We start from the raw sequence: 25,630 nt of genomic DNA on the forward strand, positions 1-25,630 counted from the left end.
TCTCGTTTTTAGAATTTAACCGCTTTCTTAGGCACGTTTTTATCGATAGTAGTGGTCTTAGAAAAATTAGCCGAAGAACCACTTAAATCAATATTCTTACTCGCTTCACCATTAATCGTAATTGCATTTGATGAAGAAGGGTTAAATTCGATATTTTTCAGCGAAAGGTTTTTAGTATTATAAATTTCAAAAGCATTTTTAGCCTCAATATCCAATTGTGTGTTACTGATTTTAATTCCGTTAGCGTCAATTATAGAAAAACCTTTTTGTGCTTTAGCAATTAGATTTGTGATTTCAATATTTTCTAAATTCATTTCTGGAAGACCTTGTAAAAATACGGCTTGCTGAGCACCTTTAATTGTAATATTTTTGATTACAATATTTTTAAACTGAGGCGTTTCTTCGTTTACCGGAATTGCTTTTGTGCTAACGGTATTTCCTCCTTCTGCTAAAGTCTCAGCGATTGATTTTCCGCCATAGTACAAATCAAACGAAATTGCCTGAGATGGAATATCAGTCATAAAAACATCTGAAATGTAAATGTTTTCTACAACACCGCCACGTCCGCGAGTACTTTTAAAACGAAGACCAACATCAGTTCCCATAAAAGTACAGTTAGAAACGTGCAGGTTTTTTACACCACCAGACATCTCACTTCCAACCGTAACACCGCCGTGACCGTGATATACGATATTGTTTTTTACAATGATATTTTCGCAAGGAACACCTCTGTCACGTCCGTCTTTATCTTTACCTGATTTAATGCAAATTGCATCGTCACCCACATCAAAACTTGAATTTTCGATTACTACATTTTTACAAGATTCTACATCAAGTCCGTCGCCGTTTTGAGAAAACCACGGATTGCGAACAGTTATATTTCGAACAATTAAATCTTCAATTAATAACGGGTGAATATTCCATGCAGGAGAATTTTGAAAAACAGGTCCGTCAAATAGCACTCTTTTACTATTTTGTATGCTTACCAAAACAGGACGCAGGAAATCATGAATCGCTTCAAAATCTTCTTTCGTTTTCAAGTCAAGACGAATATTTTGATCTGCACCTTTAGCACCTTTTAAATATTGTTCAGAAGGATACCAGCTGTCCTTTTTTTCGTTTAAAACCCCGCCAGAAGCTACAAATTTCTTCCATTGTTCATCTGTCAATTTACTCTTTTTAACTTGTCGCCAAGCTTCACCAGAACCATCCCAAACGCCATTTCCTGTAAATGCAACATTTTCTAGGTTTTTACCATAAATAGGAGAAATGCATCGCCAAGTATTTATGCCTTCAAAACTAGTTTCGATAATTGGATATAAAGTTTTGTCTGTAGAGAATTTAATCAAAGCGCCAGTTTGTGCATGAAGTTCAATATTGCTTTTTAAGATAATTGGTCCCGTCAGCCAGATTCCCGGCGGGATAATTAATTTTCCTCCGCCTTTTTTAGAAAGTGCATCAATTGCATCGGCGAAAGCCTTAGTATTTAAAACATAACCACCATTTACAGCTCCAAAATCTTTTAAATTTACACTGTAATTTGGAATGACAGGTTCTTGGACTTCAGCCATTTTAAACTCAATATTTTTATAAGTGTCAGCAGATTTTTGTGCCGAAGCGGTGTTGAAACTCAAAGCAAAAGAAGCGAGAGCGACACATAAAAGGTTAATTCGGTTAGTTTTCATTCTATTCTATTATAGTTAAAAGTCTTTTTAGGGAAATCGATTCACTATTAATTCAACTTTTAATTAATGAATTTTTTATTCAATAAATAAAATTATACTTTTTTAATTTGAAATATTTAATGTAATCGATTACACAAATCTATTAAAAAAATATTATGAAATAGAAATTTTAGCCTATTTATCACATCTTTTTTATGAATTTAATTTTTTTTGAATGCGAAATCAATAGAAAATGAAATGACTGTTTTTATAGAGAAAGTCTATAAAACATGATGTTTATCAAAGTTACAGGAGGGTACAGGATGCATAGTTTTTTATGTTCGATTAAATTGTGCCGAATATTTAATTTATCTGTTAAAATTAATCATGATGTAAAATTTTTAGTACTTAAAATTTATATCCTGATAATTTTAGAGAAGAAAAAAAGAAAATAATGCGTTCAATTCCTTTCAACAAATTACTGATCATTTTTTTAATGGTATTTACAGTTTCGGCAAATGCTGCTGAAATCTGGGTTTCTCCAAATGGAAAAGATATAAATTCTGGAACCAAAGAGAGTCCGTTGGCAACGGTTCACATGGCAATGCGAAAAGCCAGAGAACTTCGTCGCTTAAAAGATCCATCTATAAAAGACGGAATCCGAATCATAGTAATGAACGGAACGTATTATTTAAACGAACCTTTATTTGTGCGACCAGAAGATTCTGGAACTGCAGACAGCCCAACAACAATTGAAGCCGATGTAAATGCAAGACCCATTATAAGCGGTGGAATCGAAATTAAAAACTGGACAAAATCGACAACAGTAATAAACGGACTTAAAAAAGGTGCTGTTTGGGTAGCCGATGCTCCTAAAAAAGCAGGAAGTCTTATTGATTACAGACAATTGTGGGTAAACGGAAAAAAAGCCGTTAGAGCCAAAAATACTGCAGGAACCACAATGGAACGCATTTTATCATGGAATCACGAGGAACAAACCTGCTGGATTCCGTTTAAAGATAAATCGGTAAAGTTCGAGCCAGGAATGGAAATGTTTATTGTGCAATGGTGGTCGAATGCCAACTTGCGTATTAAAAATATTGAAGTGCAGAAAGACAGTGCCAAACTTTCATTTGAAGAACCAGAAAGCCGTATTCAAAGCGAACATCCGTGGCCAGCGCCGTGGATTTCTAAAAACAACGGAAATTCGGCTTATTTCTTAAACAACGCTTTTTCGCTTTTAAACGAACCAGGAGAATGGTATTTAGACAAGAAAAATGCTAAAATCTATTATATTCCAAGAGCTGGAGAAGAAATTAATTCGGTTACCATTACAGCTCCAGTTTTAGAAAATCTGGTAGAAGTAAAGGGAACAATCGATTCTCCTGTTCATCATTTTCAATTTAAAGGAATTTCGTTTCAATACAGCAACTGGCTTCGTCCATCGCAACAAGGTCATGTGCCGTTGCAATCTGGATTGTATTTGTTAGATGCTTATAAATTGAAACAACCGGGAACGCCAAATCAGGCAAGTTTAGAAAATCAGGCTTGGGTGGGAAGACCTCGTGCTGCGGTGGAAGTAAATTATGCTAATAATATTCAGTTTGAATCTTGCCGTTTTGAGCATTTAGCTTCGACTGGTTTAGATTTAAATAAAGGAACAAATCATAATACCATAAAAGGTAATTTATTTAAAGATATTGGCGGAAGTGCCATCAATGTTGGAGTTTTCTCAGAAGAAGCTTTTGAAGCGCATTTGCCTTTAATCATAAAAGACGAAAGAGAAATGTGTTCGGATGAAGTGATTTCGGATAATTTAATCACCAATGTAACCAATGAAGATTGGGGAACTTTAGGAATCAGTGCTGGTTTTGTTAGAAACATCACAATTGAACACAACGAAATTTCGGATGTATCGTATTCTGGAATGGCAATGGGCTGGGGTTGGACACATACGCCAAACGTGATGCAGAACAATAAAATTCTAGCAAATAAAATTCATCATTATGCAAAACATTTACATGATGTTGCTGGAATTTACACGCTTTCGGCTCAGCCAGGAAGCCGAATCGAAGAAAATTATATTGACAAAGTTTACAATAGTCCATACGCGCACGATCCGTTTTTATGGCTGTATTTATATACCGATGAAGGGAGTGAAGGTTTTACGATTAAAAACAACTGGATTGCCGAAAAGAAAATCCTTAAAAACCATAACGGTCCAAAAGGGAATATCTGGGAGCACAATGATCCGTATGTAAGCACTAAAATTAAAGATGCTGCAGGAATTAGAGCACCTTATAAAGATTTAGAAAAAGAAGTCGTAATCGATGAAAAATGGGGATTGCAGGAAATGCCAAAACCGTATGCAATCGAATTGATAGGTTCTGATTTTGATATCGAAAAAATCAAATCAACTTTAACCGGATTTAGAATTGTAGGTCAGGAATTGTACCAATGGAAAAATCATTTGGTGATTTACGGAAAAATGAATCAGCCAGAAAGAACAAAACGAAAACTAGCAGGCGCTTTTCCTTCTTTAGAAATTAAAATCTATGATGATTTGGTTTACGATTTCCAAAATTTCGAAAGATGTAAAGATTCAAAACCAGCATCAGATTGGGAAAATGTGGTTTTAACAGCGAATCTTCCTGCTGATGAAAAACTGCAAAAAGAATATGTAGAGTATCATAAAACGCAATTCGAAAAATGGCCAGAAGTTGCGAAAGGCTTTTGTAACGCCGATTTTCAGCAATTACAAGTTTTCAAAAAAGACAGACAATTAATCTTGGTAATCAGTATTCCGAAAGGGGAAAATCTGGATAAACTAAATCCAAAAACCACAGAAAATAACCCGCGTGTAGACGAATGGAATGCGCTAATGAAAAAATACCAATCTGGAATTGAAGGCGCAAAACCAGACGAAACATGGATTTTCTTGAATAAAGTTGAAACGAAATAAAAAGAGATAGCCACGAATTCACGAATTATTCTTTTACAATCTAGATGTAATATTAATTCGAATTATTCGAAAAAATAATTGCAAAGATTTTCAAATAATAATTCGTGAATTCGTGGCGAAAAAAAACTAATAATCTAAACTGACCACCAATGTTAAAAATAGCCATTCTAGGACTTGGAGAAGGACGAAGCACAATGTCGGCTGCCATAGAAAGTTCAAAACTAGAACTCGTTAAAATATGCGACCGAAACGAAGAATTGTGTAAACAGCGAGCAAAAGAATTCGATTTTCATTCGTACACAACCAATTACGACGATTTATTAAACGATTCGTCAATTGATATTATAGCGATTTATACGCCAGATCATCTTCATGCTCAACATGTAAAACAAGCTTTACTGCATGGAAAACATGTCGTTTGTACAAAACCTTTTATTGATGATCTTTCTGATGCAAAAGAGCTTTTAGAATTAAGCAAATCAACTGGAAAGAAAGTTTTTATTGGTCAAAGTTCTCGTTTTTTCGAACCAGCAAAAAGACAAAGAGCCGATTATGAAGCAGGGTTAATAGGAGATTTAATTACAATTGAAGCACAATATCATGCCGATCACAGATGGTTTTTAAAGAAAGAATGGTCGTTATTGCAATCGTTTAAATGGCTGTACGGAGGTTTGAGTCATCCTGTAGATTTTATCAGATGGTATTTGCCGAATATTCAGGAAGTGATGGGTTACGGAATGATTAGCAGTAACGGACAAAATGCAGGATTGAAAAATGAAGACACGATGCATTTTATCTTTAAAGCAACTGATGGAAGAATTGCTCGTGTAAGCGGTGTGTATACTTCGCCGACTCAGCCGGCACAGCGCGATAGCGGAATGAGTACAATTCTACGAGCAACAGAAGGAGCAAGCCAAGCTGATTATCATGAATTACGTTATGCCGTTACAGATAAAACAGGCGAAGAAAAAGTGATTACTTGGGGTGACAGCACAATAAAATATTATTTCCGTTTTGAAGGACAAAGTCACCACGGCGGAGAATATCAGAATTATTTAGAATATTTTACAGATAGTATTGAGCAAGGTTTTGAAGCGTATCCAAACATGGAAGAAGGAATTGGAACTGTGGCTTTGTTACAAGCAATGGATAAATCTTTGCAAACTGGAATGCCGGTTAAAATTGCCGATATTCTTAACGAATACGGACTATGAACAGCATCTACGATAAATTAACCACGCTCGATTTTGTAATTGTAGCAGGTTATTTAGTGGCTTTATTGGTCATTGGATATGTGGTAAGTATGAAACAGAGAAAGAAAAACGAAACGCTTTTTCTGGCCGGAAATTCATTAAACTGGTACAGCATCGGATTTAATATGTGGGGAACCAATGTTGGGCCTTCGTCGTTATTGGCTTTTGCAAGTATTGGTTACGCTACGGGAATTGTAGCCGGAAATTTCGAATGGTATGCTTTTGTGTTTTTACTGCTCTTGGCAATGGTTTTTGCGCCGAGATATATTGCAAGTAAAGTAAGCACAATGCCCGAATATATGGGAAAACGCTATGGCGACAGTACTCAGAATATTTTGGCTTGGTACGCTTTGGTAAAAATATTAGTAAGCTGGTTGTCTTTAGGATTATTCAGCGGAGGCGTTTTAGTACGTCAGATTTTGGGAATTCCGATGTGGCAGAGCGTTACCGTTTTAGTGATTTTCTCTGGAATTTTCACTTTTGCAGGTGGACTGAAAGCAATTGCTAAAGTGAATGTTTTTCAGATGATTCTGCTGATTGTAGTTTCATTGACGCTTTCCTTTTTGGGTTTGCAGAAACTAGGCGGAATAGATGTTTTAATTGCTAAAACTCCTTCTAACTTTTGGAATTTAGTTCGTCCTTCAGATGATGCGCATTATCCGTGGCCTGCTATTTTGTTAGGATATCCTGTAGCAGCAGTTGCTTTTTTCTGTACCGATCAATCGATGGTTCAGAGTGTTTTAGGAGCGAAAAACCTAGAGCAGGGACAATTGGGCGTAAACTTTATTGGATGGCTAAAAGTCATGGCTTTGCCGTTGTTTATTCTTCCTGGAATTTTGTGTTATGCTTTGTATCCTGAATTAGGAAGCAACTCTGATTTAGCTTATATGACAATGGTTACGAATCTTTTCCCAAGCGGAATGAACGGTTTGGTAATTTGTGTGATGATTGCCGTTTTGGTGGGAACAATTGGTTCTTCGCTAAACGCCTTAAGCACTGTTTTTACGAATGATATTTATGTAAAGAAAATAAACCCGACGGCGACAATTCAGGATCAGATTAAAATTGGACGTTTAACAATTGCTGCTGGTTGTGTATTTGCAATTCTGATTGCCGTTGCTATTGATAATATCAAAGGACAGAATTTATTCAACATTTTTCAGGCGGTTTTAGGTTTCCTGGCGCCTTCGTTATCTGTTGTTTTCCTTTTGAGTGTTTTCTGGAAACGTACCACAAAAAAAGCCGTAAATGCAACGCTTTCTTGGGGTTCTGCTTTTAGTTTGTTTGTTGGGGTTTTATATCTATGGATTTTTCCTGCCGATAAATATCCAGTTTGGCCTCACTTTTTGTTGATTTCCTTTTACATTTTTGCTGTGCTTTTAATTACGGCCGTTATTATTTCTTTAACTGATAGAAATCCTGAAGTTAATGTTTCAGATGAAACGGATATTCCTAAAACTAGTAAAAAGGTTAAGCTTTTGTTTGGGTTGTTGGGATTGACAATTTTGGTTTTGTATTTGGTTTTTAATGGGAATTAGAAAAAATAATATAGTATAAAAACAATAATTCTATTTATAAAAAATTTATTGTTTTTATACTATGTATTAATTTAGATTAAAAAGTGTAGGAATAAATATATTGTACTTTTAATCAATTAAAATTAAGAAAAGATTAATCGATAATATTTAAATTTCGAACTCAACTTTTTTTTCATTTACAATTACTTCAAACTTTATTTTTGCATTTAGTGCTTCAAATATTCGTTTTACCGTAAATAAATTTGCATTTTTTAAACTACTCTCAATGCGAGATATTTGTGATTTTTGAACTCCAATTCTTTCGCCTAGTTCTTCTTGTGTTAGATTTTGTTCCTTTCGGATCTCTTTAATTATATGACTTATCATTTTCATATTTAAATTAAACTCGTAGGCATCACGAATTTCAGAACCTTTTAGGCCAATTGCACCATCTTTTAATTGGTCAAGTGATAAAACTTCCATAGTAAAATTAATTTCGGGTTGAACCCTTAAAAATATTAAATAGCGTTCCATAAAATTTATGGGCGCAGAAAAAAACAACAGAGATTTTCTGTTTATTAAATGTCTTTTTTATAAATCGTATAATTGGTAATTATTAAGAAATAAAATAAAATTGGAGAATGAATTTTGTTCATTTTCATTCTCCAATTTTTTTCATATTAGGTAAAATACTCTGTATGTATTTTGTTAGCTTTTGTGATTTCGTTTAAAGGAGTTTTATTTGTTTTTTTAATAAAACCATTAGAACAAAAAATTATAGTATTTTCTTTATCTCTTTTATCCCAAAAGCACAATATTCTATAATGTATTCCTTGGATTCTAGTTCTAAATTCCCAAATCTCATTAGTTAACTTCTTTAATAAGTTTGAGTTAATATTGTTTGTTGCCAATTCAATATTTTCAATAATTTTTATTCTATGCTTTAAATCTACTTTCTGCAAAAACTCGCCTACTTGTTTGGCAAATTTTACTTCCATAATTTCAAATAACATTTTTATAAAGTGCAAATGTATAAAAAAGTTTCTATAAAGGGAAACTTTTTTTGTAAAAAAATCAAAGTATATTTCTATAACTTGACTCTTAGTTACTTATTTTATTTATTATTTTAAATCGTATTTTCGTTAAGTTAGAAATACTATCCTCTTTAAATATTAATATAAACATGAATAAAATATTGTTTTTTGAAATTCAATTTTGTAGCCCTATACCTTTTATTCTATTACACGATGAAAAAGCAATTAATCAATTTACAAGCCGTTTTTTTTACAAAGATTCGTTGATTTATTTTATTTGTAAGGTAAAAAAAGTGCGATTCGATATGAAATCGATATCGATTAATAAAGATGTTATAAATCTTAGTTTGATTTTTAATAAAAAAGTGATACCTGTAAAATTCTGTATTGTAAGAGATAGAGAAGTGAAATTGCTTGAAGGATCGACAAATAAATTATTATTAATAGATATTGAAGGATATGATGCAGAGAATCCAATGAAAATAACACCAGATTTAGTGTTGAGAAATTCAAAAATTGAAATTGGGAATAAACCACAGCTTATTTATATCGGATATTCTTTTAAGCCAATTAGAAGATTATTAAATCATGAAAAGATTATTAAAGCTTCAGCAGAAATAGAAGATGATGATGAATTAAGGTTATATGTTAGTTCATTTAAATTTAGCTTTTGTTATCTAAAAGAGAAAAAGAAATTAGTATGTATTAGTGATATTGGAATTCAAAAGGATGTAACATCTGATGAACAACTAAAAGAATATGTGATGTTAGTTGAGAGAATTTTAATTAACTATTTTCAAACTGAAGGCCTAAATGATAAACATGTAGATATGGATATAAATAAAGATCGTCTTTTTAAAAAGATTTTGAAGAAAAATGGAGTACGATTTATAGGTGGAGGATATGAAATGGAAGATGGTGAATATTTTGATTTTTTATCTAAACATATAGATTCCTCCGAAAAACATTTTTATCTTGACTATGAAAATATTAAAGATGGTTATTTAACACATGATGAAATAATGGATAGATTTCTGAATGGATAATCTTGAGTAATATTTTTAAACTAAAAATAAATAATTTAAGACTATTTATTCTCAGTAGAAACCAACAACTCCCGAATATCAACCTTCAAATATTTAGAAATCTCATAAAGTGTTTCAATAGAAGGCTGAGCTTCGTTTGTACACCAACGCGAAACAGTCGATACAGTTTTGCCTAAATGATTAGCTAATTCCTTACTAGTTCGATTGTTTTCAACCAAAACAACTTTTATTCTATTTAACTTAAGTTTCGACACAATGTTGATTTATTGATATTTCATGCAAATATCTTATAATTTAAATATAATAAAAAGAATATTTCAAATACTCAAAATTGCCCTAAAACAATAATTTAGTGTCTAAAAAATATTATTTGTAGTATAATTTTTATTATTTTTGTTTCAATGAAATAAAAATAAAATGAAACAATCAGCGAAAAGACGATTAAAAATACAGCCAAAACATATTGCAAGATCATATCATCGATACGTTATATTTCCAGAAATTCGTCTTTGCGGAAAATGGCTTCAGAAAATCGGTTTTAATTACGGGAATTTCGTAACGATTGAACATCAGCAAAATAAAATCATTTTTACAACCAATAATGAAATTGAAACGAAATAAAAATCATCTATTTAAACATAACCCGTGGTTTCAACCACGGGAACGCAATGTACAACATTACGTTTATAAATATACGTTTCCCGTGGTTGAAACCACGGGCTATGTTTTGAAAAAGATTGTAAATAACAAAGCAAAGCTATTTTTAATTGCCTCCAGTTTTAACTGGAGGTATATTTAAAAAGAATAGAAAAAGGCTTTAGCCAAACTGTGGATATTTTGGCTAAAGCCTTTTGAGCTTCCTAATTAATTTGTCATCCAGCTAAAGCTGGACGCAATTAAAACTTTTAAAAAAAACTTTGCGTCTTAGCGACTTTGCGGCATAAAAAAATTACTCAACCTTCTTTTTCTTCTCCAAATTAGGTAAGAACCCAGTAATAACCCCAATTAAAGGCAGAAACGCACAAATCTTAAATACATATTCAATACTAGTAGCATCGGCAATTTTTCCTAAAATAGCAGAACCTAAACCACCCATTCCGAAAGCAAATCCGAAGAAAAGACCCGCCACAAGTCCGACTTTTCCAGGCAATAATTCAGTTGCATAAACCAGAATTGCTGAGAATGCCGAAGAAAGAATCAACCCGATAATTACAGATAAAGTTCCAACCCAGAAAAGAGAAACGTAAGGTAACATTAAAGTAAACGGTGCAACTCCAAGAATTGAAACCCAGATTACATATTTTCTGCCGTATCTGTCTCCAATTGGCCCACCAATTAAAGTTCCTGCTGCAACAGCACCGGAGAACAAGAATAAATATACTTGCGATTGCTGAATCGTAATGTGGAATTTATCTATCAGGAAGAAAGTATAATAACTCGTAATACTACTCATGTAGAAATACTTAGAGAAAATCAGAACCAATAAAATAACCAACGAAGCAATTACTCGGTTTTTAGACAAATGATGTGTTTCTATTTGGTGAGAAGCTTTATTGGCATTTCTTTCCGATAGATGTGCAGTGTACCAAATCGCAATTTTATACAAAGCAAAAACTCCAATTAAAGCAATAATACAAAACCAAGCAATATAAGATTGTCCGTGCGGAATAACGATAAAAGCAGCTAATAAAGGTCCGATCGCACTTCCTGCATTTCCTCCCAATTGAAAGATAGACTGTGCCAAACCTCTTTTTCCGCCAGAAGCCAAATGCGCCACACGCGAAGATTCAGGATGAAAAATGGAAGATCCAATTCCGATTAAACTTACCGATAATAATAAGTTGATAAAACTCGAAGCGATCGAAACAAAGAAAAGTCCAACCATTGTAAAACACATTCCCACAATTAGCGAGTATGGTTTTGAGTTTTTATCGGTATACATTCCCACAAATGGCTGTAAAATAGACGCTACCATTTGGTAAGTTAGCGTAATAATACCAATTTGAGTAAAACTTAAACTAAAATTATCTTTTAAAAGAGGATAAATTGAAGGAACAACAGCTTGTAAAAGATCATTAATTAAATGAGAAAAACTAATGATAAATAAGATCGAATAAGTGGTTTTTTTAACTATGTCAGGATTTGCTTTAATAGTGTCCATGTGGTATTTTTTGATTTTTAAATTAGACTAAAAAACAACAGCTGTATTATTTTTTGCAAAGATTAAAAGAATACTAATGTCAGAATTGCTATATTTGGACAATGAATAGTCAATATCGGACATATAGAGTCGCGACGGATTTTGGATATCAAGTAGATTCCTCAATCCCAGTTATAGGTTATACTGAAACAGTTAACAACGAAATGTGTATCTCGCACTCGCATCCAAGAGCTCAATTGATCTATGCAACTCGTGGTGTAATGAATGTTGTGGTCGGCAATAACATTTGGGTTGTAAATCCGTTGCAAGGACTTTGGATTCCAAGCGGTGTAGAGCATCAGGTTACTTTTCAGAAAGACGTTAACTATTACAGTGTTTTTATTGATCCTTCTGCAATTGGAGGATTGCCAGAAAAGAGTTTTTCGTTTGATATTCCGATGTTTTTAAAGCAATTGGTTTTCAAAATCATTTCTTTTGGAGTCGAAGGAAATCTCACTCCGCCACAAAAAAGAATCATTGCTGTTTTTTTGGACGAATTGGCTTTAATTGAGCCAAGCGCCACTTTCTTGCCAACAACCAATCATGAAAGATTACAAAAAGTAGTCGAACTTTTAATGAATGATGTTGCCAGTAAAAATACGATAGAGTATTACGCCGAACTTTCGTTTATGAGTACGAGAACTTTATCCCGTTTATTCATCAAAGAATTGGGAATGAATTTCAGCGATTGGCGTACTCGTTTAAAATTACTCGAAGCGATAAAACGTTTGGGTGAAAAACAATCCATTAAAGAAATTGCATTCAATTTAGGTTATGAAACTACAAGTGCTTTCATTTATATGTTTAAAAAACATTTAGGCAAAACGCCTTCTAACTATATTTTAGAAGATGAGAATGAAAATGATAAATTATCGGCTTAGGTAATAAATGCAAATTAGAACGCGGATAAAACGGATTTACTTCGTAAAGACACGGATTGACACGGATTTTTTTAAACACATAGAAACATAGGTTTTATTTACTTAACAAAATACAGAATAAAAAAATGACTAGTCATAAACACATAGCTATGTGTGTTTATGCAAGTGAAACGCCTTTTATAGATAAAGTAATTCTATGTTTCTATGTGTTTAAAAAATAAAATCCGTTTTTATCCGTGTCTTTGCGATAGCGAATCCGTCTCGTCAGCGTCCCATAAAATTATAACATCATTTTTTTTAGTACTAAAAAAGTGATAAGTCATAATTTTTCCCTTAAAAATTTATCAAGAATCATAGTTTTTTATGAAATAACAGGATACTACAGGTTGTGAAATGTAAAAATAACACTTATCTTTAGTCCCAAAATAAACTAACTATGCTAAACCGCTTTTCCATTTTTAAGACTTTACTTCTTTTTGTTGTCCTTTTTTCCTGTTCGCTGTCATTTGCGCAAGAAAAACCAAAAGAAGCGACATGGATCTGGTATCCAGGAGATTTCGAAGTTTGGTTAAGCAACAAAATGCAAGTAAGACGTACTGAGCGCGAAGCCGTATTTCCTCCACTTTGGCAATATTACAGTCCTTATGCTTTGGTTACTTTTCAAACAGAAGTAGATATTCCAAAACCAGACGAAGTGAAAATCTTTTCAGAAGGACCTTTTCAATTACTTTTAGATGGCGTTCAGATTTACGGACAGCCAAAATCAATCGCAGTTCCTGCCGGAAAACACAAAATTTCTTTTAAAGTTTACAATCAGGAAGTGTTGCCAGCTATTTATATTAATGGAAAATACATTAAATCTGATGCTTCGTGGAAAGTTACCAACGAAGATAAACTTTGGATTGACGAAACTGGAAAAGCACAACAGTCTGGTACGCCTTGGGTTCCTGTTGGTTCTTGGAATTTTAATTCGCCAGAAAATAAACCTTCAGGATTCAAACTAACAACCAAACCTTTAACTGCAAAGAAAACAGAGAAAATAGGAACTGGTCAACTAGTAGATTTTGGTAAAGAAACTTTTGGTTATATTAAAATTCATGGTTTAAAAGGAAAAGGGAAACTAGCACTTTATTATGGAGAATCTCGTGAAGAAGCTTTGGATTCTGCTAAATGCGAAACCTTAGATCATTTATCTTTTGACGGAAAACAATCTGAAACTTACACTCATAACGGTTCAAAAGCATTTCGTTATGTTCAGTTGCAGGCAGATGCAGGGGTAAAATACGATTCGATTTCAATGCTTTATGAGTATCTGCCATTAGACTATCGCGGTGCATTCAAATCTTCAGATGAACAATTGAATAAAATTTGGGATGTGTCGGCTTATACGATGCATTTAACTTCTCGTGAATTTTTTATAGACGGAATCAAACGTGACCGTTGGGTTTGGTCTGGCGACGCTTATCAAAGTTATTTAATGAATTATTATTTATTCTTTGATTCGGCTTCGGTAGAAAGAACATTGTTAGCACTTCGCGGAAAAGATCCTGTAACGGCTCACGTCAATATCATTATGGATTATTCGCTGTATTGGTTTGTAGGCGTTTACGATTACTACTTACACACGGGTGATACGAAATTCATCAAAACTTTTTATCCAAGAATGAAATCGCTTATGGATTTCTGTTTAGAAAGAAGAAACAAAAATGGATTCCTGGAACCATTAGAAGGCGATTGGGTTTTTATTGATTGGGCAGACGGATTACCGAAAACAGGTGAAGTGAGTTTCGAGCAAATGCTTTTAGCAAGAAGTTTAGAAGCTATGGCTGTAAGTGCTGAAATTGCTGGTAAAACCGAAGACCAAAAGCAATATGAAAAATTAGGAACTGATTTAAAAACCAAATTATTTGATGTCTTTTGGGATAAAAAAGAAAACGTCATGAAACACCAGCGTATCGATGGAAAAATTCAAAATATTGTAACCAGATACGCTAATATGTTCGGTATTTTCTTCAATTATTTTACTGAAGAACAAAAACAAAGCGTAAAAAATAAAGTGCTACTGAATAAAGATGTTCTTCAAATCACAACTCCATACATGCGTTTTTATGAGTTGGAAGCATTATGCGCAATGGGGGAACAAAACTACGTTTTAAAAGAAATGAAAGATTATTGGGGCGGAATGTTAAATGAAGGCGCAACCTCTTTCTGGGAAGAATACAATCCAAAGAAAAAAGGAGCAGAACATTTAACAATGTACGGTCGCCCTTACGGAAAAAGCCTTTGCCACGCTTGGGGTGCGAGTCCGATTTACTTATTAGGAAAATATTATTTAGGTGTAAAACCAACGGCGCCCGGTTACTCTCAATATGAAATCAAACCAAATTTAGGAGGTTTAAAATGGATGGAAGGAAAAGTGCCAACACCAAACGGAGAAGTTGCCGTGTATTGCAGTACCAAAGAAATCAAAGTAAAAGCAGGCGAAGGAGAAGGAAAATTGATTTTTGAAAGTGCCAGCAAACCCAAAACAAACTCTGGAACGATTACAGAATTAGCCAAAAATAAATATCAGTTGATTGTAAAACCGAATGTGGAGTATAAAGTGAGTTATAAGGCTTTGTGAGTTATGAGTGATGAGTTATGAGTGATGAGTTATGAGTGATGAGTTATGAGTGATGAGTTATGAGTGATGAGTTATGAGTGATGAGTTATGAGTTATGAGTTGTTAGTGATTAGTGATTAGATTAGTCCTTAGTACCTAGTAATTAGTTCTTAGTTTATACCGTCCAGTTTGTCATTCCGACTGAAAGGAGGAATCACACTTGTAACCACAAAGATTATCACGTCCAGTTTTGTCATTTCGACGGAGGAGAAATCTTCGCAAGTAGCTCCACACCGAATGTCGCTAATCTTTGTAGAGTTTCTCGCGAAGATTTCTCCTTCGTCGAAATGACAAGATTGAAGAAATGTATCAGAAGAATAAAAGCAAAAAAATAATACCAATGTTTTCAAAAAGTAAAAAATACAGCTTCAAATTAAAAACAGCATTCTTAATGCTATTAACCGTCTGCATTCAAGCCACAGCACAAACAACAGGATGGAAACCAGCCTCATTTGAAATTGTAAAATCAAAATACAAGACATTCAAAACCGCACAATATGCTCATGTATTTTCAGGAAGCAAACACAATATTGTTCGTTTAGCTCCAGAATTGCAAGGCTTAACAGGAATTGAACTTCCTTTAGAAAAATATAAAAATGGAAATAATGCTCCATTACAATTAAAATTTAAAGAACAAGTTCAGGTTTTGATTGGAGTTTTTCAAGAAAATAATTCAGATTATCTTCAAGCTGATAAGCTTCAAAATGCCAAATTAATTTTAGAAAACGGATTGACCATTACAGGTTTACCTCCAGTAAATATATATGGGATTTCTTTCCCAAAAGGAACACAAACATTAAATTTTGGAAAAGGATTATTTGCAGTTTTAGGAGTTGTAAAAGCTTCTGAAAAACTAGAACCAAGAGATGCCAATTTCCCAGACGGAAAACTTTGGAACCCAACTTTTATCGTTGAAGGATTTTCAGATGAAAAACCACTTTTTGAAGTTATTGGTGGAGAAAACAAACCCGTTATTGATGAAGGAATGTCTGGAACAGATGGAATTCAAGGAGGTTTTGAAGGCGGGCGTGTCGTAAAAGTGGGCGATACCTATCATATGTTTCCAACTGAAAGAGCAGGAGAAAAAGGCGTTGATTATTACTACGATCGTGTAAAAACCAAAATAGGACATTGGACAAGTAAAGATGCAATCCATTGGAAAAGAGAATCAACCATTTATCAAGCAAGCGGAACTTATGCCGTTACTGAAGACGATAATCCAATGAATGATCGTCGTGCAGCTATTTGGTCGTATATGCCAGTTTTTAATGAAAAAGCAAACAAATGGTACGGCTATTATTTGGCTTATACTGTTAGTAAAGAAATAGAACCAAATCATTCATTCGGAAGAATATGGCGTTGCGAATCGACTGTGGATGGAATCGACGGAATTGGCGGACCTTATAAAGATATGGGGATCATCATGGAACCCGGATTAGATTCTCAACCTTGGGAAGGACGTCAGGGTGTAGCATCGTTTTTTCCATATCAGGTAGGAGATAAATATTTCGGATTCTATAGCGGTGCGTATCCGTTCAATTCATGGGCAGATTATCCAAAGAAATCTGGTAAAGGTTGGTTTGTTGCTTTAGCTGAATCTAAAAGTTTAGAAGGCCCTTGGTTAAGAATGAACAAAGGTTTGGAACCCATTAAAACAATACATCCGTTATTCGTAGAAAATCCAATTGTAAGTCAATTACCAAACGGACTGTATATCGCGATTTTCGACGGAGGTCCAGACGGCTGGGGGCATCATTTGCCAAACATGATTGCGTATTCATTATCAGCAGACGGCATTAATTGGGCAGAGGCGCATTATCTTCCAATAGAAACCAAAGTCGATAAATGGTGGGACATTATGAGAACGCCTTTGTGCTTAATCCCAGAAGGAAATGACGTTTACACAATAGTCTATAACGCCATCGACCTGAAAAGAAGATTTCATCCAACAGGAATGGTAAAAGTAAAATTGAACAAAGACGTAATGGAATCTAAATTAAAAGAATTGAAAAAATAATTTCACGCAGATTTTGCAGATTTTGGCTGATTAACGCAGATAAAAATCAATTAATAATCTGCTTAAATCTGTAAAATCTGCGTCAAACAAAAAATAAAAAAAACTTAGAGCCTTAGCGCCTTCGTGGCAAAAAAAACATAACCAAAATGAAAATTAAATATCTAATCCTAGCCATTTCAGCACTTGCTATAACCAGCTGTGCAACTAAATACAAGAAAAGAGAAATCACAGACAGTGTAATGCAGGAGATTTACGAAGAAATCAAAACGCCTTATAAATACGGTTTGGTGATGGTTCCTACTGACAACTCATACAAAATGGATTGTCCTAGTGTATTTAGAAAAGATGGCAAATGGTATATGACGTATTTAATTTATGACGGAAGGGGTTACGAAACTTGGTTAGCAGAAAGCGACAATCTTTTAGATTGGAAACATCTAGGAAAAGTAATGTCATTCTCAGAAAATGAAAAACATTGGGACGTCAACCAAAAAGCAGGATATATTTCGTTGCAAGATCTAACTTGGGGCGGAAGCTACGAATGGGAAAAATACGATGACAAATACTGGATGAGTTATTTTGGTGGAGATAGTAAAGGTTACGAAGCGGGTGTTTTATCAATTGGAATGGCATACACCAAAGAAGCGCCGACAAGACCACACGAATTCCAAAGATTAGAAAATCCGGTTTTAACACCAAAAGAGAAAGATGCCAAATGGTGGGACAATAGCACAATGTACAAAAACAGTGTGATTCGTGATAAAGATAAAGTGACAGGACACAATTTTATCATGTATTACAACGCCCGTGGTGATAGTATCAATCCTGCAAAAGGTGCTGAGCGTATTGCTATGGCAGTATCAAACGACATGAAAACATGGAAACGTTATGGCGATAAACCTTTAATAAACCATCATAAAGGAATCTCAGGAGACGCTTATATTCAGCGTATTAATGATACTTGGGTAATGTTCTATTTTGGAGCTTTCTGGACAGGTTGGAATCAAGGTGCATTTAACCGTTTTGCAGTTTCGAACGACTTAGTAAACTGGACCGATTGGAAAGGAGATGATTTAGTTAAATCTTCTGAACCTTACGATGATATGTTTGCTCATAAGTCATTTGTGGTAAAACATGATGGAGTTGTGTATCATTTCTATTGCGCTGTAAACAAAGCAGAGCAAAGAGGAATTGCTATTGCAACTTCTAAAGATCTAGGAAAAAGCAAATTGAATTTTGTGGCACCGCCGGAGAAAAAGAAGAAATAATTATGAGTTATGAGTTATGAGTTATGAAATATCTTAATACTCCCAACTGAAATGACTCCGCTAGGAGGCTCTCGTCGGTAGAAAAAAAATAGCGCATAGAAAATTTTGTCCCATAGGGACAATTGAATCAAAATAATAATGAACAATAATATAAAGCCAATGTTTACATCAAAATACAATAATCCATTTTTCAGATTACGATTTTTGACGTATACATTTTACATTTTACTATTCACAACTTACACGCAAGCCCAATCCGTAACAGGAGAGCCAGCGGGAGTTCCGGAATTGCATAAAAAATACGAATTTGCTCCTTGGGAAGATCCAACAATTACAAGTATTAACAGACAGCCATCAAGAGCAACTGCTTATTCGTATGCAAGTGTCGAAGACGCACTAAAAGGCGACAGAACCAAAAGTAGAATCCAGATGCTAAACGGCGATTGGGATTTTAAATATGCCATAAATCAGAAAGAAGCTTCAAAAGATTTCTATAAAAATACCGTTTCAGGCTGGGATAAAATCGAAGTGCCTTCTAACTGGGAAATGAAAGGTTATGATAATCCAATTTACAAAAGCGCCGTTTATCCGTTTAGACCCATAAATCCGCCTTATATCCCTAAAGATTATAACGGAGTTGGTTCTTACCAAAGAAGTTTTACCGTGCCAGAAAATTGGAAAGATATGACCGTAACTTTACATTTCGGAGCCGTAAGTTCAGGTTTTGAAGTTTGGCTTAACGGAGAATTTTTAGGATATGGAGAAGACAGTTTTCTACCATCAGAATTCGATATTACACCCTATTTAAAAGCGGGAGAAAATGTAGTTTCAGTTCGTGTAATTCGTTGGACAGATGGTTCTTATTTAGAAGATCAGGATCATTGGCGAATGAGTGGAATCCAGCGTGAAGTTTTCATTATGGCAGAGCCGAAACTACGTATTCAGGATTTCTTTGTTCAAACGAAATTAGACAAACAATACACAGATGCAATTTTTAAACTGCGTCCGAAAGTAGAGAATTTGACAGGAGAAAAAATCAAAAATTATACGATGAATGTTCAGTTGTATGACGCCAATAATACGGCCATCTTCAAAGAACCGCTTCAAAGACCTGTAATTGATTTAATCAACGAAAGTTATCCTCGTTTGGATAATGTTCGTTTCGGATTCTTTCAAGAAAAGATCAAAAATCCAAAAAAATGGAGTTCAGAAGAGCCGAATTTATACACGATGGTTATTTCTATAAAAGATAAAAACGGAAATGTTACTGAAGCCAAAAGCTGTAAAGTTGGTTTCCGTTCGATTGAATTTTCGAAAGAGAATGGAAAAATGCTCATCAACGGAAAAGAAACCTATGTATATGGCGTAAACCGTCACGATCATCATCCAACGAGAGGAAAAGCGGTTACAAGAGAAGATATCAAACAAGATATAACCACGATTAAAAAGTTCAATTTCAACTTTATACGTACAAGCCATTATCCAAACGATCCATATTTCTACGAATTATGCGATCAACACGGAATCATGGTTATGGATGAAGCCAATCAGGAAACACACGGAATTGGCGGGAAATTAAGCAACGATCCGCTTTGGACAAATGCTTATATGGAAAGAATGATACGAATGGTCGAAAGAGATAAAAACCATCCATCGGTCGTGATGTGGAGTTTAGGTAACGAAGGTGGAAAAGGGCCAAATCATGCTGCAATGTCGGGCTGGGTTCATGATTTTGATATTACACGTCCAGTTCATTATGAACCAGCGCAAGGAAATGCCAAATTAGACGGATATATTGATCCGCTTGATCCTGGATATCCAAAAACGATCGATCACGCTTATCGATTTGAAAATCCGCAGGATGATTCTTATGTTGACATGGTCAGCCGTTTTTATCCAGGCGTTTTCACACCTAAATTTTTAGTAGATCAAAAGAAAGATACACGACCAATTATTTTTGTGGAATATTCTCATGCGATGGGGAATTCAGTTGGAAATTTAAAAGAATTATGGGATGAATTCCGTTCGCTTCCAAGAGTAATTGGAGGTTGTATTTGGGAATTTAAAGATCAGGGAATCTTGAAATTTGATTCGAGATCAGGGCAGAATTATTTTGCTCACGGAGGAGATTTTGGCGAAAAATACCACGACGGAAACTTCAATACAAAAGGAATTGTAGATTCTAACGGAAAACCAAAAGGTTCTATTTTTGAAAACAAATGGGTGTATCAGCCAGCGATTTCGACTTTAAACGGAAATCAATTAGAAATTAAAAATCGTCAAGCTGTTAAATCTTTAGAAGGATATATTCCAGTTTTAAAAGTGTTGGAAAATGGAAACGTAATCAAAACTCAGATTTTAAAACCGTTAAAAGTAGAAGCAGGACAATCAACAACATTAGATATCAGTTCTTATCTTCCAAAAATGAAAGCTGATGCCGAATATATTTTAAATATAGAATTCCAACTTTCAAAAGACGAACTTTGGGCATCAAAAGGTTACGCTGTCGCGGAAGATCAGTTTATATTGAAAAAGAAAGAAGCCGTTTCTCCAGAATCTAAAAAAGAAATGCAGAACGTTTCTGAATCAGATTCCGATTTTAAAATAAAAGGGAAAACTTTTGATATTACAATTAATAAAACAAACGGAGCTTTGAGTTCGTATATTTTTAACGGAGAAGAACAAGTTTTTGCACCGCTATTGCCAAACTTTGTAAGACCACTTACAGATAATGACAAACGCGGATGGAAATCGCAAAAGCTACTGAAACAATGGTATAAAGCAAAACCAAAATTGGTTAACATTTCAATTGATAAATCATCTTCAGAAATCAAAATTACAAGCGATTACGAAGTTATAAAAGACAGCGCAAGTGTAAAAGTAATCTACAACATTTTACCAAACGGATTGATCAAAGTAGATTACAGCTTAAAAGCTTCAAACAAATTGCCAAACATTCCAAAAATCGGAATGCAGATGGGAGTTCAAAGAAAATTCGACCAAATTTCATGGTACGGAAAAGGAGAATTAGAAAATTACAGCGACAGAAGTTTTGGTTCGTTTGTTGGGAAATATTCGCTTCCAATAAATGATTTTATCGAACATTATCCAAAACCGCAAGAAAACGGAAACCGATGTGATGTAAGATGGATGGCATTAAGCACTCCGCAGAAAAACAACGGATTTTTGGTTATAAATGATTCTAAAGTTTTAAGCATGAGCGCATGGCCGTATACACAGGAAAACTTAAGCTCATCTGGTCATACATACGATTTGAAAGATCCAGGATTCTTAACGCTAAACATCGATTTAATCCAAATGGGAGTAGGAGGAAATGATAGCTGGACGATTGTAGCACAGCCTTTAGAGCAATATCAGATTAAGTCTGGAAATTATGAGTACAGTTTTTATTTGACGCCTTTCAGCGGTTCAAAAAATCAATTGGAAAATAGTTTGAAGAAGTTTAAATATTAGATTTTAAAAAATTAACCATATAAGTGATATAAGATAATTCAAGTGTTAGCTTCAACATGAATTCGTATGTTTTATTTAAAAAAATAGTACATATAAGAATAACAAAACAAAAAGCTATTTAAGCAAACTTAAATTATCTTATATCACTTATATGATAAAAAAAACAGTAATAATGTTTCAAAAAAAATACCTCTTTTTTATCCTCCTTTTTGCAAGCTTCGTCTCTGCACAAGAAGTCCATAAAAAAGAAACTAATTTTCAGCCAACTTTAGAATCCTCAAGACCTTGGGTATATTGGTATTGGATGAAATCGGCGTATTCTAAAGCAGGAATCACAGCCGATTTAGAAGCAATGAAACAAGCTGGAATTGCGGGCGCTTATTTAATGACGATTAAAGGGCCAGCCAATCCGCCATTGATAGATCCGCCAGTTTTACAGTTGACGCCTGAATTTTGGGATATGATTCATTGGGCATTTAAAGAAGCAGATCGCTTAGGGGTAAAACTAGCTTTTCACGGAGCTGACGGATTTGCCGTTGCCGGTGGACCGTGGATTACACCAGAAATGTCGATGCAGAAAGTTGTCTGGTCAACGACTGAAATTTTAGGCGGAAAAGAAGTTTCGTCGAAATTGCCAGTTCCAGCACATTACAAAGACTATTATAAAGACATTGCCACTTTTGCGATTCCGATAAAAGAATACCAAATTACTTCGCAGATGCAACTGCCAAAAGTAACCACATCAAACAATACAGATGCATCGTTTTTGGCTGATCCTAAAAAAGACGAAAACTTCAAGTTTGCTGATGCAGGTTGGATTCAGTACGAATTTGCTCAGCCTTTTACGTGCAAATCTATTGTAATTGAAACCAAAGGAAGAGATTTTCAGGCACAGCGTCTGATTGTCGAAGTAAGCGATGACGGAATCAATTTTAGATTTCACGAAAGAATGATTGCGCCACGTCACGGCTGGCAGGATATGGATTTCCCAAATACACATACTATTACGCCAGTTACAGCAAAATATTTCCGATTTGTTTATGATCCAAAAGGAACAGAACCCGGAGCAGAAGATTTGGATTTTGCGAAATGGAAACAAAACCTGAAAGTAAGTAAAATTACGCTTTCAAATCAGTCGTTGATTAATAATTACGAAGGAAAATCAGGAGCAATTTGGCGCTTGACTCCGCAGACTACTGAAAAAGAAATTCCAAATTCTGATGCATTCAAAAAATCAGAAATTATCAATATCTCCAATTTTGTTGATGCCGATGGAAATCTCAATTGGAAAGCTCCAAAAGGAAAGTGGAAAATCATCCGAATGGGACATACTTCTACAGGGCATGAAAATGCCACTGGCGGAGCAGGAAAAGGATTGGAAGTCGATAAATTTAATCCCGAATTAATTCGTTTTCAGTTGGATCATTGGTTTGGAGAAGCCGTTCGTTCTGCTGGACCAGAATTAGCTTCGAAAGTTCTTGAAATCCTTCATTTTGACAGTTGGGAATGTGGAAGTCAAAATTGGTCTTCGGTTTTTCAAGCTGAATTTAAAAAGAGACGTGGTTATGATATTATAGAATATCTGCCAGTTATGGCTGGAATTCCAGTAGAAAATACCGATTTCTCAGAGAAAGTTTTATACGATATTAGAAAAATAATTGCCGATTTAGTTGCCGATAATTTCTACGGAACTGTAGCGCAAATCGCCAAAGAAAACAACATAAAATTAAGCGCCGAGAATTTAGCGCCGGTTGTAACAAGCGATGCCTTGCTTCATTATAAATATGTTGATTATCCAAGTGGAGAGTTTTGGCTGAAAAGCCCAACACACGACAAACCTTTTGATATGGTCGATGCCATTTCGGGCGGACATATTTACGGAAAAGATATTATTCAGGCAGAATCTTTTACCGCTCTGCGTATGGATTGGGACGAACATCCAGGAAACTTAAAAACAACGGCTGACCGAAATTACGCTTTAGGAATCAACCGATTATTTTATCACGTTTTTGTACATAATCCATGGACAGACAGAAAACCGGGAATGACTTTAGATGATATCGGAACTTTTTTCCAAAGAGACCAAACGTGGTGGAAACCCGGAAAAGCTTGGTTTGATTATTGTCAAAGAGTACAGTTTCAATTGCAAAAAGGGAAACCTGTAATTGATTTAGCGGTTTTTATTGGCGAAGATTTTCCTTCACGTTCTTTTGCGCCGGATCGTTTGGTGCCATTTATTCCGAATGTGTTTGGAAAAGAAAGACTCGAAAGCGAGAAAATCCGTTTAGAAAATGAAGGTCAGCCAACGGCTAAAATGCCAAAAGAAGTGACTTATTCTAAAAATATCACCGATTTATCACAGTGGATTAATCCGTTAAATGGTTATCAATATGATTCTTTCAATGCTGATGTTTTAATCAACAGAGCGAAAGTGGTAAATGGAAAAACAACTTTTGAAGGTGGAATTGAATACAGTGCTTTATTCTTTCTAGGGAGTCATAAAATGGCACCGAATAAGATTTTATCTTTGGCTTCCGCCGAAAAAATCCTGCAGTTGCTAAAAGACGGTGCAACCATTTTTGTGGATGAAAAACCAAATATTCAGCCGGGAATTCAATCAGAAACAGATCAAAAGAAATGGCAAAATGTAATTGATGAAATCTGGAATAACGCCAATTTATCAACGTGGAAAATCGGAAAAGGAACGGTTGTTAAATTGCCGTATTTAGGAAATGATTTTGCTTCAATCGGAATCACACAAGACGTTTATTTTCCAAATTTAAGCAGAGCTGATTCAGAAACATTGGCTTGGGCGCATCGTAAATCTGAAAAGGAAGATGTTTATTTTATTTCGAATCAAAAAGAGGAAAAATGTTCTTTTGAAGCTTCTTTCAGGATTACAGGAAAAGTTCCGCAATGGTACAATCCGGTTACAGATCAAACTTCGGCATTAGCCAATTGGAAACTAGAAAACGGAAGAACAATTGTTTCGTTAACATTAGATGCCAACGAATCTGGTTTTGTGATTTTTAATGAGGTAACAAAAGAAGTTTTAGCGCAAGGAAAATCATCTGAGTTTGAAAAAGTGCAGACTTTAGATGAAAACTGGGAATTACGGTTTGATTCAACATTTAAAGGCCCGAAAGAAGTCGTAAAAACCAACAAACTTTTTGACTGGAGTACTTCTGAAAATGATCAGATTAAGTATTATTCAGGAACTGTTATTTACAAAAAAGAGTTCGTTTGGAAAGGAAAAGACACCAATAAAATTTGGTTAGATTTAGGTGAAATCTCAAATATCGCTGAAATCAAAATCAATGGAAAAGATTGCGGAACGCTTTGGACTTTCCCTTTCAAAACTGATATTTCAAAAGCTTTGCAAAAAGGAAAAAACACGATAGAAATAAAAGTTACAAACACCTGGGCAAATAGATTAATCGGGGATCAAAAATTGCCAAAAGAAGAAAGGTTAACGTGGACAACAGCGCCATTTCGTTTGGAAGGAGAACCATTGTTAAAAGCGGGATTGTTAGGACCGGTTATTATTTTTAAAGAAAAATAAAAGTTAGCCACTCCCGATAGCTATCGGGATAAAGGATTAAAAGAATTATTTAATCTGTGATAAAAAAGAAAAGAAAAATCAATTGCCTCC

The 25,630-nt window shown here is 34.6% G+C and carries 16 protein-coding genes; 11 read left to right on the top strand and 5 right to left on the bottom strand.

Going from position 1 to position 25,630, the window contains the following annotated elements:
- Positions 1 to 8: 8 nt before the first annotated feature.
- Complete coding sequence (locus tag A4F88_RS10660; RefSeq protein ID WP_068842595.1) at positions 9 to 1,685, bottom strand: glycoside hydrolase family 28 protein; 1,677 nt, start codon at positions 1,683 to 1,685, stop codon at positions 9 to 11.
- Positions 1,686 to 2,118: 433 nt separating this feature from the next.
- Between A4F88_RS10660 and A4F88_RS10665 the strand changes: the two genes are divergently transcribed.
- The 3 genes from A4F88_RS10665 to A4F88_RS10675 all read left to right on the top strand — a co-directional run bounded on the left by A4F88_RS10665 (position 2,119) and on the right by A4F88_RS10675 (position 7,417).
- Positions 2,119 to 4,626, top strand: coding sequence for an L-rhamnose mutarotase (locus tag A4F88_RS10665; protein ID WP_068842596.1), 2,508 nt, complete (start codon positions 2,119 to 2,121; stop codon positions 4,624 to 4,626).
- 149 nt (positions 4,627 to 4,775) lie between these two features.
- Complete coding sequence (locus A4F88_RS10670; RefSeq protein WP_068842597.1) at positions 4,776 to 5,840, top strand: Gfo/Idh/MocA family protein; 1,065 nt, start codon at positions 4,776 to 4,778, stop codon at positions 5,838 to 5,840.
- Positions 5,837 to 7,417, top strand: a complete 1,581-nt coding sequence (locus A4F88_RS10675; protein ID WP_068842598.1) for a sodium:solute symporter — start codon at positions 5,837 to 5,839, stop codon at positions 7,415 to 7,417. Before A4F88_RS10670 ends, A4F88_RS10675 begins: the two co-directional genes overlap by 4 nt.
- Positions 7,418 to 7,564: 147 nt before the next feature.
- On the opposite strand, the gene A4F88_RS10680 is transcribed toward A4F88_RS10675, so the two are convergent.
- Positions 7,565 to 7,930 (bottom strand): helix-turn-helix domain-containing protein, encoded by a 366-nt coding sequence (locus tag A4F88_RS10680; protein WP_245179083.1) that lies wholly within the window; start codon positions 7,928 to 7,930, stop codon positions 7,565 to 7,567.
- Positions 7,931 to 8,076: 146 nt separating this feature from the next.
- Positions 8,077 to 8,394 (bottom strand): type II toxin-antitoxin system RelE/ParE family toxin, encoded by a 318-nt coding sequence (locus A4F88_RS10685; protein ID WP_245179084.1) that lies wholly within the window; start codon positions 8,392 to 8,394, stop codon positions 8,077 to 8,079.
- A gap of 185 nt (positions 8,395 to 8,579) precedes the next feature.
- Here A4F88_RS10685 and A4F88_RS10690 point away from each other — a divergent pair, with 185 nt between their 5' ends.
- Positions 8,580 to 9,476, top strand: a complete 897-nt coding sequence (locus tag A4F88_RS10690; RefSeq protein ID WP_068842599.1) for a hypothetical protein — start codon at positions 8,580 to 8,582, stop codon at positions 9,474 to 9,476.
- Between the two features lie 41 nt (positions 9,477 to 9,517).
- Here A4F88_RS10690 and A4F88_RS10695 read toward each other — a convergent pair whose 3' ends face one another.
- A complete protein-coding gene (locus tag A4F88_RS10695) occupies positions 9,518 to 9,730 on the bottom strand; it encodes a helix-turn-helix transcriptional regulator (RefSeq protein ID WP_068842600.1) in 213 nt (70 codons plus the stop codon).
- A gap of 163 nt (positions 9,731 to 9,893) precedes the next feature.
- Here A4F88_RS10695 and A4F88_RS10700 point away from each other — a divergent pair, with 163 nt between their 5' ends.
- Positions 9,894 to 10,097 (top strand): SymE family type I addiction module toxin, encoded by a 204-nt coding sequence (locus A4F88_RS10700; RefSeq protein ID WP_068842601.1) that lies wholly within the window; start codon positions 9,894 to 9,896, stop codon positions 10,095 to 10,097.
- Between the two features lie 328 nt (positions 10,098 to 10,425).
- Here the strand turns inward: A4F88_RS10700 and A4F88_RS10705 are convergent, their stop codons facing one another.
- Positions 10,426 to 11,637 carry an MFS transporter gene (locus A4F88_RS10705; protein ID WP_068842602.1) on the bottom strand — a complete coding sequence of 404 codons (1,212 nt, stop codon included), beginning with the start codon at positions 11,635 to 11,637 and terminating at the stop codon, positions 10,426 to 10,428.
- 101 nt (positions 11,638 to 11,738) lie between these two features.
- On the opposite strand from A4F88_RS10705, the gene A4F88_RS10710 reads away from it, so the two are divergent.
- The 6 genes from A4F88_RS10710 (at position 11,739) to A4F88_RS10735 (ending at position 25,540) form a co-directional block, all read left to right on the top strand.
- Positions 11,739 to 12,557, top strand: coding sequence for an AraC family transcriptional regulator (locus tag A4F88_RS10710; RefSeq protein ID WP_068842603.1), 819 nt, complete (start codon positions 11,739 to 11,741; stop codon positions 12,555 to 12,557).
- Between the two features lie 436 nt (positions 12,558 to 12,993).
- Complete coding sequence (locus tag A4F88_RS10715; RefSeq protein ID WP_068842604.1) at positions 12,994 to 15,180, top strand: alpha-L-rhamnosidase-related protein; 2,187 nt, start codon at positions 12,994 to 12,996, stop codon at positions 15,178 to 15,180.
- Between the two features lie 379 nt (positions 15,181 to 15,559).
- Complete coding sequence (locus A4F88_RS10720; protein ID WP_068842664.1) at positions 15,560 to 17,236, top strand: glycoside hydrolase family protein; 1,677 nt, start codon at positions 15,560 to 15,562, stop codon at positions 17,234 to 17,236.
- A 146-nt stretch (positions 17,237 to 17,382) separates the two neighbouring features.
- Positions 17,383 to 18,504 carry a glycoside hydrolase family protein gene (locus tag A4F88_RS10725; protein WP_068842605.1) on the top strand — a complete coding sequence of 374 codons (1,122 nt, stop codon included), beginning with the start codon at positions 17,383 to 17,385 and terminating at the stop codon, positions 18,502 to 18,504.
- Positions 18,505 to 18,642: 138 nt separating this feature from the next.
- Entirely contained in the window at positions 18,643 to 21,978 is a 3,336-nt protein-coding gene (locus A4F88_RS10730) for a glycoside hydrolase family 2 TIM barrel-domain containing protein (RefSeq protein WP_245179085.1), read from the top strand.
- A 172-nt stretch (positions 21,979 to 22,150) separates the two neighbouring features.
- A complete protein-coding gene (locus tag A4F88_RS10735) occupies positions 22,151 to 25,540 on the top strand; it encodes a glycosyl hydrolase (protein WP_068842666.1) in 3,390 nt (1,129 codons plus the stop codon).
- Positions 25,541 to 25,630: the final 90 nt, after the last annotated feature.

This window comes from Flavobacterium chilense (assembly GCF_001602525.1).
Classification (GTDB): domain Bacteria; phylum Bacteroidota; class Bacteroidia; order Flavobacteriales; family Flavobacteriaceae; genus Flavobacterium; species Flavobacterium chilense.